The sequence below is a fragment of the Trichocoleus sp. ST-U2 genome, assembly GCF_039961875.1.
Taxonomy (GTDB): domain Bacteria; phylum Cyanobacteriota; class Cyanobacteriia; order Cyanobacteriales; family FACHB-T130; genus FACHB-T130.
In genome coordinates this window covers 1-18,882 of the sequence record NZ_JAMPJY010000004.1, presented here as the reverse complement: position 1 = coordinate 18,882, position 18,882 = coordinate 1, and the positions used below count along the sequence as shown (strand labels likewise).

Sequence of the window (18,882 nt, the reverse complement as noted above, 5' to 3'; positions counted from 1 at the left end):
TACTCATCGATTTCTAACCGCCATTAACCCGTTATCTGTTCCCTCCCATCTTGATGTCTTCACCCCTAACGAGAGAAAGCAGAGTGAGTTCGCCGTTAAAATCCCAATACTTGCAAAAAATTAGCGCCTCCGCCAGCCGCTGGAGTTGTCGCTTCGGCAGCTTTGCCCTATCCATCTGTGCGATTAGCGGCTGGACTCAAGCGGCATCTGCTGAAGGCAGCCGGGAACTGACCGATAACTCAGGCTATCGCCCTTACTTGGAATATTATGAAACGGCTACATTTCTGGATACTCCAATACCGCGTCGAAGCAGAATTAGAGTTTTCGCGAATGCAGGGGAAACCATCTATCTTGGTTCCAGTGCCGTTGGTGTTGGAGTTGGCGAGATCAGATATAGACCGCCTAATAGCACTACTTTTACTTCTTGTGGTGCAGGTATCGGAAAGATCGTCAACCGAGCGCAAGAGGTTGCAGGTCCAGCGCCGCTCAATCCCGCAGGCTACACTCCCTGTACAATTACAGCGGCTCAAACTGCCGCAACAGGAGCAGGAATTTGGGAAATTGATTTTGTCAGCCCAAATCCTACTAATGCTGCTATCAATACCAACCCGCCCCCGGTTCTTGCCCAAGCTAACTGGACTCAGCCCAATCTGGGTGTGGTGACAGCTTGGGATGTCACCGTCGTCAATGGAAATACCGCTATCCCCGGTCGAGCTTATGCAAATTATTTGTCTCTCAATTTGGGAGGCAATCAGCCAGCAGAGTTGCGTTCCGAAGCCATTATTCTCACCGATGAAGGCTATCTCTACCGAATCGACCTGAATGGTATCGACCCCTTTGGATTTATCTTTTTCGCGAATAACAAAGGTTTCACACCTACTCCAAACGGCGGTCCAATTTACCAATCCGTTCCACTTGCAGGAAGTAACGTATATAACCCAGATCAGCCAGATTTCGGGACGGATGTCACCTATAAAATCTTCTTTAATCGACCTGATGATCCCCTTTCTAAGCTGCCACTGGAAGCACCCATAAGTCCAGCCAGTGGTGGTAAGACATGGCTACTGACACCAGCCGTGGCACCCCCTACTCCTGAGAATTTTACATTTACAGGTACAGAGGGGACTGTTGGTCAAGCTGGTACTACTGACCCATTGGGAGGTACTTTCAGCTTTAACACCCCCGCACAGGGTAGTTACAGAATTGTTCTCGATCTCAATGGAGACAAGGAATTCGGCAACGCTAACGATCGCGTACTAGTTGGTGTAGCAGAGTCTGGGTTCAACACAGTACCTTGGGATGGATTAGATGCCAATGGAGTGAATGTTTCTGCTAGCGCTATCCCTTACGGAGCGCAAATCGTACTCAGTGCAGGTGAAATTCATTTTCCGTTTCTAGACCCAGAAAACAACCCAGAAGGTCTGATTATCCAGCGGCTCAATGAGCCAGCTACGCCAACACTACCGGCTCCCGATCCTTATGAGGTCTACTATAACGACGCTCCTTTAACCAATAATCAACAGGTTGCCGGAGCGCCCACTCCTGTGAACGCTCTGGGAGGGGTTTCCAGTATGAATGGCGCTCATGAGTTTACTAACCTCTTTGGTAATGACAGAGGTATTGATACCTGGACATACTACCCATCTACAGTCACTGCTCTTGCACAAGGCATCACCATATCCCAAGCCGATTTGCAGATTCAAAAAACGCTGGTGACCAACCCAGTCGTTGCAGGTAGCCCTATCACGTATACTCTTACCGTTACTAACAATGGCCCCTCTAACGTAACTGGAGCAACGGTGACAGACAACGTCCCAGCTCAAATTACTGGAGTCACTTGGACTTGCGCCATTACAACTGGGACTGGTAGTTGCGGACAAGCTAGCGGTACGGGAAATGCTATCAACACCACGGTCAATCTCAACAGTGCAGCTGTTGCTACCTATACCGTCACAGGTGCCATCTCTCCGATCGCCCCATCTGAGCAATTGAGCAATACGGCAACGGTCACGCGACCGAAAGATGTGACCGACCCCAATCCCAACAACAACACATCAAGCTCTACAACTACCATTCAACCTAACCCCGTTACGCCCACTGGCATCAAATCAGTTCGTCTGGTCACAGACGCAGATGCTAGCGCTTCCGTCACCACTGGAGATACGGTTGAATTCACGATTACCTATGTTAATAACTCCGCGACCCCTGTCACTAACTTCCTAGCGACCGACAGCCTTGATGCCACTAAGTTGAGTTTTGTTGCTGGCAGTTATAGCTTTACAGCCTCCGGTACGGGGACAACAGTGACACAAAATCCCAACTACAACGGTACAACTGACCCGAACCTTACCAATCCGACAGCTTTGGGCACATTAAGTGGAAATGGTGGTCGGGTAGTCATCAAGTTTCAGGCAATTATTACAGCGGCTGCTGGCGTGCAGATTAGCAACCAAGCTGTTGCTACATCAACAGGTGGCACGGTTAACTCATCGGTTACAGATGCCATTCAAGGAAATGGTGACTTGCCTCAAATTGTAGATGATGGAATTAATCAAGGAAACCTTCCAAATACTGGGGATGATGACCCGACTGTGCTGACGGTCGCTTCATTTGGGAACGCGAATCTGCGTTTGGTGAAACGAATCACATCTGTGACTAGAAACGGTGCGCCGCTGAGTGGGATTAACTTTAATAGTTTTGTAGATGACCTAAACAGCGACAATGACAATGCATCTGGCTGGTCGCAATTGTCGCCAGTAGGAGTTTCTACCATAGCGGCTGAAACAGCTTTGAGAAGCGGCGACGAAGTCGAATACACCATTTATTTTCTCTCTGATGGAACGGCTCCAGCTAACAATGTCAGATTCTGCGATCCGATTCCAACAGGGACAAGCTTTATCGCCGATAGTTTTGGTTCGGGTGCGGGAATTTCGGTGAATCGTGCTGGAACAATTGCCCCCCGGACTAATGTTTTAGATGCAGACGAAGGGACATTTCTCTCGCCACTTGCTCCTTTACCTGCGGGCAATGCTTGCCCTAACCAAAATAATGCTGATGGGGCAGTAATTGTGAATTTGGGCAATATTTCTAATGCAACAGGTAGCAACTATGGTTTTACCCGCTTTCGCGTCAAAATAAACTAAACAAAGTTGTATTTTTTTGCTTTTAGAGGGTAAATTTAACAAAAAAAATTCGATTTTAAAGCTAAAATTAAAAATTAAAAATTCTTAGGGGCTATATTATTCCAGGGTTTTGCAACACCAAGATTTTATTGCCCGCTGCCTTCGACAACATTATTTGTTACAGCTTTAAAAATTACTCATGCAACTACGATTCAGGCAGCCTTTGCAATTATCATCCAATTCTTATTGCCCTCTACAGAATTTTAAGCTTTGGCTAGTTGGTGGCACAGCAACTATTGCAGCCTTAATTGGAAATCCCAGCGTCACTTCGGCTCAAACTACCTTTCCATCTGTGCCAGGACTAAACTTTCAAACAAGTGGGCGACAACGCTGCGCTAATGTTGGTGACTGGTATACCACAAATGGTTTAACTCCCTGTTCGCCTACCAGTGCCACTCCAACCACCAGTACCGATAAAATTCATCGCATCAGCGTAAGCATTACTCCAGCAATGATTGCTGCGGGAGGGGGAAGCGTTACTATTACGGTCGAGGATGCAGAGAGTAATGGAGCATTAGATGAGGTTAATGATGCTGATATAGGAACCCTTATTTGTCCACCGACTGGAGCTACCACTTGCGACCCGACTCGCTTTCAATTACGGGATGCAACTGGAAACCTTCTTCAGAGTCAAGTAATTGGAACGAATACTGGCACAAATGCTGCCAATAATACATCTGTTGTTTTTACCGTCAACCAACCTGATACATACCAAGTCACGAGTGAGACAGGAGCAGAACCAATCTTTGGTAATAATGCAACTAACCTCAATGACGATGACAATACTTTTAAAGTAATTGTTTCTCAGAGTGGTGGATTAGTTGGTAACTTCCAAGGTACTGTTCAGCAAAACACTGAAGATAACCTGACAATCCCGTTCTATTTTCTACTCGGTCCTACTAGTAATGGTACGAGTAATTTATTCTTGCGAAATTTTGACCTAGATAATGGTGGAACCGTAACTTATATTCGTCCCAACGGCTCTTCAATACAAGGCACAGGATCAGGTAATGCTGTTTGGAATGGTGGACTCAACAATCTGAACAATGGAGGCGACAACTTAACTGCAACGAATACCAAGTTAGCTACGGGTGGTGATGCTGGAATATGGAGGTTGAGAATTAACAATTTCACTCCTGACAATCAAATTCTTATTGAGTCAAATGCAGATGGAAGCCGCTTACCTTTGTTTGACCAGCTTCCTACCACAGCAGGTAACTTCACGATTACGCCAAGCGATACGCTTTCAACTACACTTCTTACCCCTATAGATCACCCATTTACTGTCAAAAATAACTTTTTTACAAATGACATTATCAACCTGACAGCTACAGGAACCAATGCGAATTATACGGTGCAATTGTTGGATGCTTCGGGTAAGGCTTTACCAGATACTGATAGCAATGGAGTTCCTGACACGGGAATTTTAACTCCAGGGCAAACTGGGAACTTTATTTTGCGCGTGACTCCAAATGCTGGGGCAACTACTGCTGACACTACGCAGATAAATGCAGTTTCCTTCATGGATAACAAGGTCGATCCAGCGAATAACACTACGCAATTTGTTAATAAAACTACTACCATCACTCCAAGCAGCACTGGCTCGATTGGCGACTTAGTTTTCAATGACCTGAATGCAAACGGAACTCAAGACTCTGGAGAACCTGGTTTAGCAAATGTCACTATTACTCTAAGAGATGCCAACGGCAACGTTATTGCCACTACTACAACAGATGCCAACGGCAACTACAGCTTTCCCAATCTGCCAGCAGGCGGCTACACGGTTACAGCCACCAACCCAGCAGGCTTTAACATCACTACAGGTAGCAACCAAGTCCCTGTTAATCTGGCAGCGGGACAGACGGTTAACAATGTGGATTTTGGCTATAGCCAGCCGTCAGGGGGTACGATTGGCGATCGCGTCTTCAACGATCTGGACAGCGATGGCACTCAAGATCCTAACGAACCTGGAATGAGCGGCGTTACCGTTACACTAAAAGATGCCAACGGCAACGTCATTGCCACCGCTACAACGGACGCCAACGGCAATTACAGCTTTACCAATCTCCCTGCTGGCAGTTACACGGTGGATGCGACCGATCCGGCTGGATTTACCCTGACTACGGGCAACGACCCCTTTTCTGTTAATCTGGCAGCGGGTCAAACTGTGAATAATGTGGACTTTGGCTACCGTCAGCCGGGGGGGAAGATTGGTGACTTAGTCTTCAATGATACTAACGGGAATGGCACTCAAGACCCTGGAGAACCCGGTTTAGCCGGTGTCACGGTTACTCTCACAGGCCCAAGCGGCACCTTAACCACGACGACGGACGCCAATGGCAACTACAACTTTAGCAATTTGCCAGCAGGTAGCTACAGCATCACAGTTACCGATCCAACTGGCTTCACCCTGACTACTAGCAACGAACCCTTCAACGTTAACCTCGCTCAAGGTCAGACCATCAGCAACGTGGATTTTGGCTTCCGCCAGACAGGCTCAATTGGCGACTTAGTCTTCAATGATACTAACGGGAATGGCATTCAAGACCCTGGCGAACCCGGTTTAGCAAATATTACCGTTACCCTGAAAAATGCCAATGGTACGGCGATCGCCACAACAACAACGAACGCTAATGGCAACTACACGTTTACCAATCTGCCAGCAGGCAGCTACACGGTGGAAGCGACCGATCCGACAGGCTTCACCCTGACCACGAACAACGATCCATTCTCGGTTAACTTGGGAGCGGGTCAAACTGTCAATAACGTGGACTTCGGCTATCGTCAGACCAACGCCTCCATCGGCAACTCAGTGTTTAATGACTTGAACAATAACGGCATTCAAGACCCTGGCGAACCAGGCATCGGCGGCGTCACCGTTACTTTAACAGGCCCAGGCGGCACCACCGTTACCACGACGACTGATCCTAACGGGAACTATATCTTCAGCAATCTGCCAGCAGGCAACTATACCGTTGCCGTCAACAATCCTCCCCCTGGATTCAATCCAACTGCCACTCCTGCCGCCATCAATCTAGAAACGGGTCAAAACGTCACCAACGCCGATTTTGGTTTCCGCCAACCACAGGGAACGATTGGCGATCGCGTCTTTAATGACACCAACGGTAACGGCATTCAGGATGCTGGAGAACCAGGCATCAGCGGCGTTACCGTCACTTTAACAGGCCCAAATGGCACCGTCACCACGACGACGGACGCCAATGGTAACTACAATTTCAGTAATCTGCCAGCAGGCAACTATACCGTTGCCGTCAACACCCCCCCGACTGGCTTCACTGCCACTGCCACTCCTTCTGCCATCACTCTGGCAACGGGTCAAAATGTTGACAACGCCGACTTTGGCTTCCGCCAGCCGAACAATTCTATCGGTACTCTTGTCTACAACGACTTGAACGGCAACGGCATTCAGGATGCTGGCGAGAAAGGCATTAGTGGTGTCACCGTTACTTTGAAAGATGCCAACGGTAACGTCATTGCCACCACTACAACAGATGCCAACGGCAATTACATCTTCAATAATCTGCCAAATGGCACCTACATTGTCGATGTCACCGACCCGACCGGCTTTAAGCTAACAACTAACAACGATTTACTTTCCGTTACCATCTCACCTAATAATCCAAACTTCTCTAATGCCAACTTTGGCTTCCTTGCGGGAGGTACGATTGGCGATCGCGTCTTTAACGACACTAACGGCAACGGCATTCAGGATGAGGGTGAACCAGGAATTAGCGGTGTCGTCGTTACACTAAAAAATGCCAACGGTGCTGTCATTGCCACCACCACCACGGACGCTAACGGCAACTACAATTTCAGCGGTCTACCACTCGGCAACTACATCGTCGAAGTCGCCGATCCGGCTGGATTTACGCTGACGACTAACAACGACTCTTCCCCGGTCAGCCTTACAGCCGCAGCACCAATTGTCAATAACGTGGACTTTGGCTTCCGCCAGGCCAATGGTTCTATTGGTGACCTAGTGTTTAATGACTTGGATGGTAATGGTACTAAAGACCCGGATGAACCAGGAATCAGCGGCGTTACCGTCACGCTGAGAGATGCCAACGGCAACATCATTGCTACCACCACCACGGATGCTAACGGCAACTACAGCTTCACCAATCTACCAGTCGGCAACTACATTATCGATGTCACAGATCCGGCTGGCTTTACGCTGACGACTAGCAACGACTCAGTTCCTGTAACCTTCACTCCTGGTAAAGCCGTCACCAATATCGACTTTGGCTTCCGCAAGCCGGGTGCTTCTTTTGGCAATCGCGTCTTTAACGATACTAACGGCAACGGCACTCAAGACGCTGGTGAAACCGGGATTGGTGGTGTTACTCTCACGCTAAAAGATGCCAACGGCAACATCATTGCCACCACCATCACGGACGCCAATGGAAACTACGTCTTCAGCGGTCTTGCCGCAGGCACTTATACGGTAGAAGTCAGCAATCCCCCTGGTTTGACCCTAACCACTAACAATGCCTCATTCCGCGTTACTGTCACCGCCAATCAGACGGTCACTAACGCCGATTTTGGCTTCCGGCAGGCTACACTCGGTGCTGGAAATTTACGTTTGGTGAAACGAATTACCAATGCAACGAGAAATGGCGTTCCGATTAGCGGAATTAATTTCAGCAGCTTTGTAAATGATCCAAATGACCAAAATGATGATGTTCCGGGCTTTGCTCAACTGTCCCCAGTAGGAGTTGTCAAAGTACCATCAGAGAATGCTTTGACTAGCGGCGATGAAGTTGAATACACCATCTACTTCCTATCGGATGGTGGTAGCCCAGTCAATAACGTTAGATTCTGCGACGCGATTCCATCCGGGACTACGTTTATTAGCAATAATTTTGGGTCAGGTAGCGGGATTTCGCTGAATCGCGCGGGAACAGTTACTAACCAAACGAATGCCTCAGATACAGATGCTGGGGTATTCTTATCACCTTTGGCTCCATTGTCTACGGGAAACGCTTGCTCTAACCAAACTAATCCTGACGGGTCGGTTGTTGTAAATTTGGGTGATGTTTCTAATGTTGCTGGTAGTAACTTTGGTTTTGTCCGTTTCCGCGTCAAAATCAATTAATGGGCTGTGGGTAATCGGTCATCGGAATGAACAATTACCAATTACCCATTTTCCAATTCCCAACACCTTGATTTGTGTACCGATATCTGATTTTTTACAAGCCTTATGGCGTCTTAACTCAGTTTACGGACAACACTCCAACTGAGCAGAAACGCAGCACGCTGAAAGATTACATTCCCGTTCCCTCGGTTTACCCAGTCGGTCGTTTGGATTGGGATAGTGAAGGATTGTTGCTGTTGACGAATGACGGGCAAATGCAGCATCGCTTGAGCAATCCTCGCTTTGGACATCCCCGGACTTACTGGGTGCAGGTGGAACGTATTCCGGATGAAGAGGCGCTGAGACATTTGCGCGAAGGCTTAGTCATTCAAGATTACCGAACGCGAAAGGCATTGGTGCAGTTGTTACCCGATGAACCACAACTACCGCCTCGCGATCCACCGATTCGCTTTCGCAAGAATGTGCCGACAGCATGGGTGGAGATGACTTTGACGGAGGGACGGAACCGGCAAGTACGACGGATGACGGCAGCGGTAGGGTTTCCGACGCTGCGGCTGGTGCGAGTTGCGATCGCTCACTTGTCTCTTGTGGGTCTAGAACCCGGACAGTGGCGCGATCTAACTTCAATTGAGTTAGAACTATTAAAGAAGCTGTGTCAAACTGATGCTAGCCGCATTCAGTAGTGATGAGTTGCGATCGCTATCCACTGAGCGATCGCGTAATGTAGACGTAGCACGAATCATTGAGGGTGCAAGACGTGCGTATGGCATCCCCGTCTGCTAACGCTGACCTTAAGACTTCTACCCGTTGAAGTTGGAAGCTTCGATTGTGACGTGGCAAACTAGATCGCAGTTACTTTGTCTCCCTTAAGTTAAAACACCACACGGGAATCGAGGAAGTTCCGCCATGCTTGTCTGTCCCCAGTGTCAGTTTGAAAATCCAAATACCAACAAGTTTTGTCAAAAATGTGGAACTTCCCTAACCCACAAAGTTTGCCCTGAATGCACAACTCAGGTGCCATTTAATCTCGTAGAGTGTCCCAAATGTGGTGCCACGACGGGAACGGTGTGGTGGGCGATTCTCTCGAAAGATTTAAACTCGCAAGTCGCCGCAGCCGCCACTCCCACGCTTGGGCAGGAAGCGGCAACATCTGATTCTCGCGAAAATATGGAAGTTGCAGAGAGCGCCCCGACTGCTGAAACAACACCGCCGTCACCGGCTGCGGCTTCAGACGCAGCTACAATGCCAGCAGACCTTACAGTTGAAGTTGACCTGGACGGGGCAACTGTACCCTTGCCAAACGCTTCAGGGGCCGGGGAGTTGCAGGCAACCTCTTCACTAGAGGAAAACACTTTATTCGCAAATTTTTCAGCTTCTACAATGTCACCCTCCGCATCTGTTTCATCAACAGATGCTCAGACTCCAATGACGGAGAATGAATTAACCGCCTCAAGTTCGGCTGTGGACACTTCCACACAGACAACCCCTGAAAATATCAGTAGCGGGGAGACTCAATTAACGCCACAGGTTGTATATTTAGACCCTCAACAGCGTTATCAATTGCTAGACTCCCTACCGACCAATTCGGACAGCGCTGAGGTGATAGTGAGAGTTTTGGATTGCCAGCCGTTCCAAAAAGCTCCGCTGACCGCCATTATGGAGCAGCTACAAGGTGCTGAAGCAGCGAATGCTGCAAGTAGCTCAGAATCGATGTCTTCTGCGGCGGAATCGGTCAAAAACCGTAATTTTATTGACCAGACGCTGAATGTAAATTCTTTAGCCGCCAAGAGCATTCCCAATATTGCACAAGCCTATTTGGATTTACAGAATAAGTTGTCCCCGACCCTGCCAGCGATTCACGATGCATGGCAGCAGGACAGAACTTCCGTTGTGCTGTTAGAAGACCGTTCCCAGTGGCCTCTCCTAAATGACTTGGACAATGATGCTCAAATTCCGCTGTTGCAGATTTTGTACTGGCTAGATGAAATGACGAAATTGTGGGTAGCACTAGAACCCTGGCAAATGCGTCAGAGTCTGCTGGAGCTATCAAATCTGCGGGTGGATGAAGATCAGACACTGTGCCTGCAACGCTTGTATAAAGAGCCAGCCAACGCAACCCTGTCACTCGAAAATTTAGGGCAAGTGTGGCAAAAATTATTTGAACTATCAGGGCGATCGCAATTAGATTCTCTGGATCAACTTTTGGTTAACCTACAAAGCGGTAAGATTCAAACCCCCTTAGAGCTGAGAGCGCAGCTACAAGCGATCGCTCAAGAACAAGAAGATTCACAAACCTCAAAAACTCGGATTCAGCCACCCCTCACCTCAGAAGATCGCGTTCCTGACACCAGCGAGGGCGATGATATGCCCACCATCATCCTGCCGATGCAGTTGCTCAGTCTCGACGATGCGGGTACCACGGATATCGGGCGGCAACGCGAACACAATGAAGACAACTTCGGCATCAACACAGAAGTTAAAAAGCAGGAAACTCCACTAGGTCGAACCGTCCAAGCGCGGGGGCTGTATATTCTCTGCGATGGAATGGGAGGACACGCTGGGGGCGAAGTGGCAAGTGTGATGGCGGTGGACACCGTCAGGCGCTATTTCCAAGACAATTGGCAAAACCGTTTACCAACAGAAGACCGCATTCGAGAGGCAGTGCTTTTAGCCAATAAAGCGATTTTTGATATTAACCAACAGCAAGAACGCTCTGGCTCTGGACGAATGGGGACGACCCTTGTCATGGTTTTGATTGAGGATACGAAGGTAGCGATCGCTCATGTTGGGGATAGCCGCCTGTATCGTCTCAGCCGCAAACGCGGTTTAGAACAAATTACAATCGACCACGAAGTGGGTCAACGGGAAATCCAGCGCGGGGTAGACCCTGCCATCGCCTACGATCGACCTGATGCTTACCAGCTGACCCAAGCTTTGGGACCGCGAGACGAGAATTTTGTCCGTCCTGATGTCCAATTTTTGGAACTCAATGAAGATACTTTATTGCTTCTGTGTTCCGATGGTTTATCAGACAACGACCTCATAGAAACTCACTGGCAAACTCACCTTTTGCCTCTCTTAAGTTCTAGAGCCAACCTAGATCAGGGTCTTTTGCAACTCATTGACCTCGCCAATCAGCACAACGGTCACGATAACATCACAGCGGTGGTTATCCGAGCGAAAGTGCGACCAAACCTGGATCAACATCAGATGTTTTAAAAGTTTTGAATTTTGAGTTTTGAGTTTTGAGTTTTGAATTCAAACTTAAAACTCAAAACTTAAAACTAATAACTCAAAACTATTATGGTTACGCTGACCCTTCTCGATCCATCGTCTACCTCTCCGCAGCAGTGGAACTTCCAAAGAGCCTCCACGATTCGGATTGGTCGCGCCCCTGATAATGACGTAGTTCTGAATGATGGCATGGTTTCCAGGCACCATCTAGAACTTCGAAGAGTAGGCAACTCATCTAGTAGCAACGGAGGCACCCCATCCGTCCAATGGTTGTTGGTCAATCAAGGCACAAACGGCACCTTTGTCAATGGCATCCTGATTTCTCAGGGGATGGTATCAGATGATTCCCTCATTCAACTGGCGCGAGGAGGCCCGGTACTGAAATTTCAACTCAGTAGCACAGAAGAGCCAGCAACCCTCTCTCAGAAGTCCGGAGAAAGGGCACGCAGTATTCCAATCCCACAGCCAGCAGTCAGTTCTGAAGCAGCTTGTTCTCATGCCGGAAATCCGCCGGGGAATTTGTTCTGCATCCACTGCGGGCAACCTCTAGTAAAGATACATCGCCACATCCGTCAGTATCAGGTGTTGCGGACGCTAGGACAAGGAGGAATGGGCACCACTTACCTTGCCTGGGACCCTGAACGTTTGCGCGGGGAGGCTCTCGTGGTGTTAAAGGAAATGAATGCCGATATGGCACAAAATTCTAAAGCCAGAGAACTCTTTGAACGAGAAGCTCGTACCCTCAAGACACTGCATCATTCAGGGATTCCGCAGTATTATGACTTTTTTGTAGAGGCTGGCAAGAAATACCTGGCAATGGAGCTGATCCAAGGCGAGGATTTAGAAAAGCGCATCTATCTAAAGGGGCCAGTACATCTTAAACAGGCGATTGAGTGGATGATTCAAGCCTGCGACATCTTGGGCTATATCCACAGTCAAGATCCGCCCCTCATTCACCGGGACATTAAACCGGCAAATTTGATGGTGCGCTTTCGGGACAATCAGGTGGTTGTTTTGGATTTCGGGGCAGTCAAAGAAATTGGCACGCCACCAGGCACACGCATTGGTGCCCCAGATTATAGCGCCCCAGAACAAGATCGGGGTCAGCCAGTGACACAATCAGATTTATATGCAATCGGGCCGACCCTAATTTTTCTATTAAGTGGTGAAAGCCCCCAAAAGTTTTATAAACGAAAGGGGATGGGTTACAGATTCAATGTCGAAGGGATGCCGACAATTACACCCCAACTGCGGATAGTGATAGAGAAAGTGACAGAACCCCGACCGAGCGATCGCTATCAATCAGCATGGGAACTTTCCCAAGCTTTAACCGCCTGCCTTTAATCCTCGTCTTCCCAAGCTTCAACCGCCAGCAATTCGCTGACTGGATCTTGCATGGTAAATCCAAATTCCAACAGTTCTTTTTTCCAGTAAGACCACTCATCTCCATAGAGGAGAGCGATTTTCCAGAGTTTATCTGTGGGCTTGATAATATTCGATGTTACAAGTGAATGCATTTGACGCTGCATTTTCACCATTGGGTGAATTACTTGCTGAGTCATAGGGTCTAGAAATCAGTTTTGTAAATACTACGAAGTAAAAAAGCTTCCCGCTTCTGAGATTTAATGCGTAGAATTCTATGCGCTAGGGAAGCAATCCTTTATCCTTGTAGCGTATATTAGGGTGTTCTGGCAAGTGTTTTGACAAGTTTTGTACGGAAATTACTACCGTCGCATCCCCTAAGAGCGATTGGAAGCTCCTTTGCAACACAACTAGACAGTATCGCAGGCTGCAATCGGAAGCATATACTTGAGGCTGGGAGGATTGGGGTAATTTCTTTATACCAATGACCGATTTCCCTCAAAACAATGCAAATGAGTCAGCGGGCATTGCTATTAGTGAATCCGAATGCTCGACGAGGTCAAGACGCCAGACGGCAAGCAGTTGAACAATTGCAACAACTGGGTTTTGAACTAGTAGAGGAAAAGAGTGAAAATCCCAAGCAGTTTTCTGAACTTATTCGGAAACACTGCCAACAGGTTGATTTGGTCATCATTGGGGGTGGAGATGGCAGTGTCAATGCAGCAGTCGAAGGATTGCTAGATACTGACTTACCTTTGGCAATTTTGCCTTTAGGCACCGCCAATAATCTGGCAAGAACCCTAAATATTCCCCAGTCGCTGCCAGAAGCTTGTCAAATCATTGCCAATGGTCAAATTCAACGGATTGACTTGGGCTGGGTGAACGGACAGTATTTTTTCAATATTGCCAGTCTGGGACTGAGTGCAGAAGTAAACCGCAGAGTCTCCAAAAGATTGAAGCGGCATTGGGGCGTTTTTGCTTATATTGCTACAGCAGTGCAAGTTATTTCGACTGTGCGACCGTTTTGGGTTGATATCCACTGGGAAGGTCAGTCTATCGAAGTCAAAACTTTGCAGATTACGGTGGGGAATGGTCGCTATTACGGCAGTGGCTTAGTGATTGCGGATGATGCCACCATTGATGACCAAAGGCTGGATCTGCATAGTTTGGAAATTCAGCATTGGTGGGAAACCCTGCCGTTGGTATTTGCTGCTTTGCGGGGAAAATCTGCGATAGGTAGGGGGGTGCGTACCATCCAGGGTAAAGACATTGAGTTATATACTCGAAAACCTTATCCAATTAATACCGATGGGGAAAGAACAACGGAGACGCCAGCCCGATTTCGGGTGATTCCACAAGTTCTATCGGTTTTTGTGCCGTCATCTAGCAAAAGATAGATAGATAGGGTAAGAGCGATGGCTTACTCTAGATCGATACCGAGCGATCGCAGTCGTTCAGCCAATCGGTCGGCGCGTTGTCGTTCTTGTTCTAGTTGGGATTGAGCCTGTTGAGCTTGCGCTTGAGCTTGCTGAGCTTGCACTTGAGCCTGTTGAGCGGCTTCTACTGCCTGTTGAGCGGCTTCTTCTGGGGTCGGTACGCGATCGCTTTCTGGAGTAAAGTAGCGTAGCTGTCCCTGTTCTACGCCCAGATACAAGCCTAGCTCCTCACTCCAACACCAGCCCTTTTCATTTGGGGCAATTTCCTGATATTGATTTCCCATCAATCGAAAACCTTGAAATTCCAGCGTATCTAGGGAAAACCAGAAATATTCCGGCGTGCGGAAGCGGTCTTGATACAAATCTTTTTTCAACGTGCGGTCTGTCGTAGCGGTAGAAGTTGATAGCAACTCGATAATCAAATTGGGATACTTGCCATCTTCTTCCCACACCACCCAAGCATTGCGAGGAGATTTTTGGGTCTGTTTGACTAAGAAGAAATCGGGACCCCGAAAATCACGATTTCTCAGTTGTTGCCGACTAAAATAAATCGTGAGATTGGCACCGATAAAAAAATCCTCTCTTTCGCGCCACAGCCATTCCAGACAAGTGACAAGCAACAGCAGTTGCATATAGTGTAAAGAACTTTCCATTTCTGGTTCATCACTATACAGTTGACTCGCGTCGGGCATCATCGCATCTAGTTGCTGGGCAGTTAAAGTCATCTTCTCTCCCTCGCACTGGTTTAGCTTTATTGTGGCGGATGAGAATGCGATCGCGCCTGAGGATTTTCTCATCACGCGATCGCCATCAAAACCTATGGAGAAAGACGTAACCGACTCTGGTTTCTACAATTGTGTCGTTGCAACTTCTGTCGTCCGACTTGCTGAAGATTGCAACAGCAAACCGTACTCAATTCCCTCGACGACTGCCTGATAAGAAGCTTCCAGAATATTGCTAGAAACCCCTACAGTTGCCCAGCGCTGATGACCATTGCTAGATTCCACGAGAACACGAGTTTTGGCTGAAGTCCCCGCGCCACTGTCGAGAATCCGCACTTTGTAGTCGGTCAAGTGAAATACAGCAATTTCTGGATAGAAATTGACTAAAGCTTTGCGTAATGCAGCATCCAACGCCGAAACGGGACCATTTGCTTCCGCAGCTTCCAAAATATCTTTGCCATTGACAGCGACTTTCACCGTGGCAAGGGCGTTTGCATTCCTGACGATATCGCAGTGGACTTGAAAGCCTTTGAGTTCAAACATTTGCTGTCGCTGCCCCAATGCCTCGCGCATCAGCAAATCGAAACTTGCTTCTGCTGCTTCAAACTGATAGCCTTCATTCTCCAGTTCCTTGAGGCGGCGTAAAAGTTGGCGACAGGCGGGATCTTGCTTATCTAAGTCAATACCAAAGCTGCGAGCCTTTGCCAAAATATTACTTAATCCAGCTTGGTCGGAAATCACAATTCGACGCTCGTTGCCGACTTGTTCTGGCTGAATATGTTCGTAAGTCAACGGGTTGCGCTCAACCGCTGAAACGTGGATGCCGCCTTTGTGAGCAAACGCAGAACGACCCACAAAGGGTGCGTGTTCATCGGGAGCAAGATTGACGACTTCGCTGATTGAACGACTGGCAGCTGTCAGATGTAGCAGTTGTTCGTCTTGAATACAGTCATATCCCAGTTTGAGTTGCAAATTGGGAATCACAGAGCAAAGGTTAGCATTCCCGCAGCGTTCGCCGTAGCCGTTGATTGTGCCTTGCACCATTCTGGCTCCTTCCATGACGGCTGCTAAAGCATTCGCTACCGCTGTATCAGAATCATTGTGCGTGTGAATGCCGAGAAGCGGTAAGTTTTGAGTTTTGAACTCACTGTTGGCTTCTGACTGCTGAGCGCTGATTCCAATTACACTGGCGACATCCCGGACAATTTGGCTAATTTCGTGAGGAAGCGTGCCGCCATTGGTATCGCAGAAAACGAGCCATTCTGCACCGGCTGCGATCGCACTTTCTAAGGTCTTAAGCGCATAATCCCGATTGTGTTTATAGCCATCAAACCAGTGTTCCGCATCGTAAATCACCCGCCGCCCCTGACTGCGGAGATATTCAATCGTATCTCCAATCATCGCCAGATTTTCTTCTAAGCTGGTCTTCAGACCCTCTATAACCTGTAAATCCCAGGATTTGCCAAAAATCGTTACCCAGCGGGTTCCCGCCGCGAGAATCGGCTGCAACATCGGATCTTCTGCCGCAGTTGTATTTGGACGGCGAGTAGAGCAAAAAGCGACAACTTCCGCTGAGGAAAGCGGTTCTTCTTTCAATTGCCAAAAAAATTGTACATCTTTGGGATTCGCCCCAGGCCAACCGCCTTCAATAAACGGAACACCCAACTTATCTAGCTTTCGGGCAATTCGCAACTTGTCTTCGAGTGATAACGATAGCCCTTCGCGTTGGGCACCGTCGCGTAACGTCGTGTCGTAAATCCAAATTCGGTTTGTTTGATCTGAGTGCATGGGAAGTTGTCGCCGAGGGAGAAAATTTAACAGCTAATTTTGTAAAGAACTGTAAAAATAAAGTGAAGATAAATCGTCACTCAAGAGGCTCGTTGAATCCATCATTATGCCAAAGGTAACAGCTCAAGGAAAAACGTTTGAGTGCAGTACGGGTGCTAACCTGCGTAAAGTGCTACTGGAAAATGGCATCGACCTCTACAATGGCAAGGCAAAAATCATTAACTGCCAGGGAATTGGCACCTGTGGCACCTGTGCAATGGCAGTAGAAGGAAACGTTTCCGAAGCCAACTGGAAAGATAAAACCAGGCAATCGCTTCCTCCTCATTCTCCCACGGCAAACCGTCGCTTAGCTTGTCAAACCCAGGTTTTAGGAGATGTCAAAGTAACCAAATTTGATGGATTTTGGGGACAAGGCACTCAAACGGTTTGGACGCCGCAAAAATAAAACAATTTCAGTTTTAAATTTTAGATTTTGGGTTATAAAGCGTGTCACAAAATCTTGATTTACAGTCGGAATCAGCCCAGTCGGAATCAGCGCAACCCAGTCATTTCGTTTTTCGCATTTCCCCCCTGATTCGCATCACGTTGATGGCGCTTTACCTGGCACTGACGATTCCGCTACCGTTTTTGTCACAGGCATCTGCGTCACCTGTACCGCCTTGGTTACTGTGGCTGGGAATTGCCTTAGGGTTAGTACCCTTATATGGTGTCCTCAGCGAACGAGTGATTGTGGATGATGAAAAAATCCAGGTCACTTATCCTCGCTGGGTTCCCGTTTTCTTCCGCAAGGGTTGGTCGTTAGCTTGGGCAGAAGTCAAAGATTTAAAACTTCGCTCGACAGGGCAAGGTGGAATCGTTTATTACTTTGTAAGTAAGTCAGAGCAAAAAGCTTATTTGCTACCGATGCGGGTCGTTGGCTTTGCTCGGTTAGTTAAACTGGTGGAAGACAAGACGGGAATTGATACAACGGATGTTCGTCCTTTGCCTCAGCCTTGGATGTATCTAATTTTGTTAGTGTTCTCGCTGCTGCTTTTTGTTACAGATGCGTGGACAATTTGGATGGCGACTACACAAGGACAATTAACATAATTTTTTGAACTACGAAGACACGAAAGCACAAAAAAATTTGCTGCGGCTGGAACGGGTAAGCCTTGCAGCGCCAGTTGGTTCGCAGTATTTATTGAAGGAGATTTCGTTTGAGGTATTTCCGGGCGATCGCTTGTGTTTAATTGGCCCTTCTGGTGCCGGAAAAACCTCGCTATTGCGGCTATTAAACCGGCTATTAGAACCCACTGCTGGCACAATTTACCTAGAAAATCAAGATTACCGAAAGCTTCCGGTTATCCCGTTGCGTCGGCAGGTAATGTTGGTTTCTCAAGAACCAAAACTTTTGGGAATGACGGTTAGAGATGCCTTAGCTTATCCTCTGGTTTTGCAAGGAGTCACAAAACAGGTAATTCAGCAACAATTGCTCAAATGGATCGAGCAATTGCACCTTCCAGAAGATTGGTTAGGGCGGACGGAAGTGCAACTGTCGCAAGGACAGCGGCAATTGGTTGGAATTGTTCGCGCCTTGATGATTGAACCTAAAATTTTATTATTTGATGAGCCAACATCTGCCCTAGATGCGGGCCGTGCTGCTTATGTCCTGCAAGTATTAACGCAACTTTGCAATGAGGGAAAAACTACAGTATTGATGGTCAATCACCAGTTAGATTTAGCCCAAATGTTTTGCAATCGGGTTTTGTATTTGCAGGATGGGCAGTTGCTTGAGGATGTCTCAGCAGCACAGATAGACTGGACTAATTTACGCGATCGCTTTATCCAAGCAGAAGCCCAAGCTGCTCAAGATTGGGGATAAAAGGAGTTGTCATGAGTGATGAGTCATTAGTTAGTAGCAACAAACTAATGACTATCGACTGATAACAAACGCTTAATGTGAATTATGAGGAACAAGCACCAGCTTGACGAAAAGTTAACACATCAATGGCAAAGCGCCGTTTGAGTAACAATCGTAAGGTATGACTTGCCAATTTAGCGGC

The 18,882-nt window shown here is 47.8% G+C and carries 12 protein-coding genes; 9 read left to right on the top strand and 3 right to left on the bottom strand.

What is annotated here, in order from left to right; genetic code table 11:
- Positions 1-83 precede the first annotated feature (83 nt).
- The 5 genes from NC996_RS03600 to NC996_RS03580 all read left to right on the top strand — a co-directional run bounded on the left by NC996_RS03600 (position 84) and on the right by NC996_RS03580 (position 12,876).
- Entirely contained in the window at positions 84-3,143 is a 3,060-nt protein-coding gene (locus NC996_RS03600) for a DUF11 domain-containing protein (RefSeq protein ID WP_190684594.1), read from the top strand.
- 178 nt (positions 3,144-3,321) lie between these two features.
- A complete protein-coding gene (locus NC996_RS03595) occupies positions 3,322-8,298 on the top strand; it encodes an SdrD B-like domain-containing protein (protein ID WP_190684590.1) in 4,977 nt (1,658 codons plus the stop codon).
- 74 nt (positions 8,299-8,372) lie between these two features.
- Positions 8,373-8,981, top strand: a complete 609-nt coding sequence (locus NC996_RS03590) for a pseudouridine synthase (protein WP_190684587.1) — start codon at positions 8,373-8,375, stop codon at positions 8,979-8,981.
- A 223-nt stretch (positions 8,982-9,204) separates the two neighbouring features.
- A complete protein-coding gene (locus NC996_RS03585; protein WP_190684584.1) occupies positions 9,205-11,517 on the top strand; it encodes a serine/threonine phosphatase in 2,313 nt (770 codons plus the stop codon).
- Between the two features lie 84 nt (positions 11,518-11,601).
- Positions 11,602-12,876 (top strand): protein kinase, encoded by a 1,275-nt coding sequence (locus NC996_RS03580; protein WP_190684582.1) that lies wholly within the window; start codon positions 11,602-11,604, stop codon positions 12,874-12,876.
- Here the strand turns inward: NC996_RS03580 and NC996_RS03575 are convergent.
- Complete coding sequence (locus NC996_RS03575) at positions 12,873-13,094, bottom strand: DUF4327 family protein (RefSeq protein WP_190415607.1); 222 nt, start codon at positions 13,092-13,094, stop codon at positions 12,873-12,875. The genes NC996_RS03580 and NC996_RS03575 overlap by 4 nt on opposite strands.
- Positions 13,095-13,406: 312 nt before the next feature.
- Here NC996_RS03575 and NC996_RS03570 point away from each other — a divergent pair, with 312 nt between their 5' ends.
- Positions 13,407-14,291, top strand: coding sequence for a lipid kinase (locus NC996_RS03570; protein WP_190429421.1), 885 nt, complete (start codon positions 13,407-13,409; stop codon positions 14,289-14,291).
- 23 nt (positions 14,292-14,314) lie between these two features.
- On the opposite strand, the gene NC996_RS03565 is transcribed toward NC996_RS03570, so the two are convergent.
- A complete protein-coding gene (locus NC996_RS03565) occupies positions 14,315-15,055 on the bottom strand; it encodes a Uma2 family endonuclease (protein ID WP_190684701.1) in 741 nt (246 codons plus the stop codon).
- Positions 15,056-15,178: 123 nt separating this feature from the next.
- Complete coding sequence (cimA, locus tag NC996_RS03560) at positions 15,179-16,840, bottom strand: citramalate synthase (protein ID WP_190684579.1); 1,662 nt, start codon at positions 16,838-16,840, stop codon at positions 15,179-15,181.
- Between the two features lie 106 nt (positions 16,841-16,946).
- Here cimA and NC996_RS03555 point away from each other — a divergent pair, with 106 nt between their 5' ends.
- The 3 genes from NC996_RS03555 to NC996_RS03545 all read left to right on the top strand — a co-directional run bounded on the left by NC996_RS03555 (position 16,947) and on the right by NC996_RS03545 (position 18,701).
- Positions 16,947-17,285, top strand: coding sequence for a 2Fe-2S iron-sulfur cluster-binding protein (locus NC996_RS03555; RefSeq protein ID WP_190684576.1), 339 nt, complete (start codon positions 16,947-16,949; stop codon positions 17,283-17,285).
- A gap of 116 nt (positions 17,286-17,401) precedes the next feature.
- Positions 17,402-17,929, top strand: coding sequence for a hypothetical protein (locus tag NC996_RS03550; protein ID WP_190684698.1), 528 nt, complete (start codon positions 17,402-17,404; stop codon positions 17,927-17,929).
- Between the two features lie 4 nt (positions 17,930-17,933).
- On the top strand, positions 17,934-18,701 hold the full coding sequence (locus NC996_RS03545; RefSeq protein ID WP_190440843.1) for an ATP-binding cassette domain-containing protein: 768 nt from the start codon (positions 17,934-17,936) through the stop codon (positions 18,699-18,701).
- Positions 18,702-18,882 lie beyond the last annotated feature (181 nt).

What these genes read in the sequence shown, in the direction of transcription:
- NC996_RS03595 (WP_190684590.1), top strand. Translation starts at nt 3,322, where the DNA reads ATGCAACTACGATTCAGGCAGCCTTTGCAATTATCATCCAATTCTTAT.
- NC996_RS03585 (WP_190684584.1), top strand. Translation starts at nt 9,205, where the DNA reads ATGCTTGTCTGTCCCCAGTGTCAGTTTGAAAATCCAAATACCAACAAG.
- NC996_RS03580 (WP_190684582.1), top strand. Translation starts at nt 11,602, where the DNA reads ATGGTTACGCTGACCCTTCTCGATCCATCGTCTACCTCTCCGCAGCAG.
- NC996_RS03575 (WP_190415607.1), bottom strand. Translation starts at nt 13,094, where the DNA reads ATGACTCAGCAAGTAATTCACCCAATGGTGAAAATGCAGCGTCAAATG.
- NC996_RS03570 (WP_190429421.1), top strand. Translation starts at nt 13,407, where the DNA reads ATGAGTCAGCGGGCATTGCTATTAGTGAATCCGAATGCTCGACGAGGT.
- NC996_RS03565 (WP_190684701.1), bottom strand. Translation starts at nt 15,055, where the DNA reads ATGACTTTAACTGCCCAGCAACTAGATGCGATGATGCCCGACGCGAGT.
- cimA (WP_190684579.1), bottom strand. Translation starts at nt 16,840, where the DNA reads ATGCACTCAGATCAAACAAACCGAATTTGGATTTACGACACGACGTTA.
- NC996_RS03555 (WP_190684576.1), top strand. Translation starts at nt 16,947, where the DNA reads ATGCCAAAGGTAACAGCTCAAGGAAAAACGTTTGAGTGCAGTACGGGT.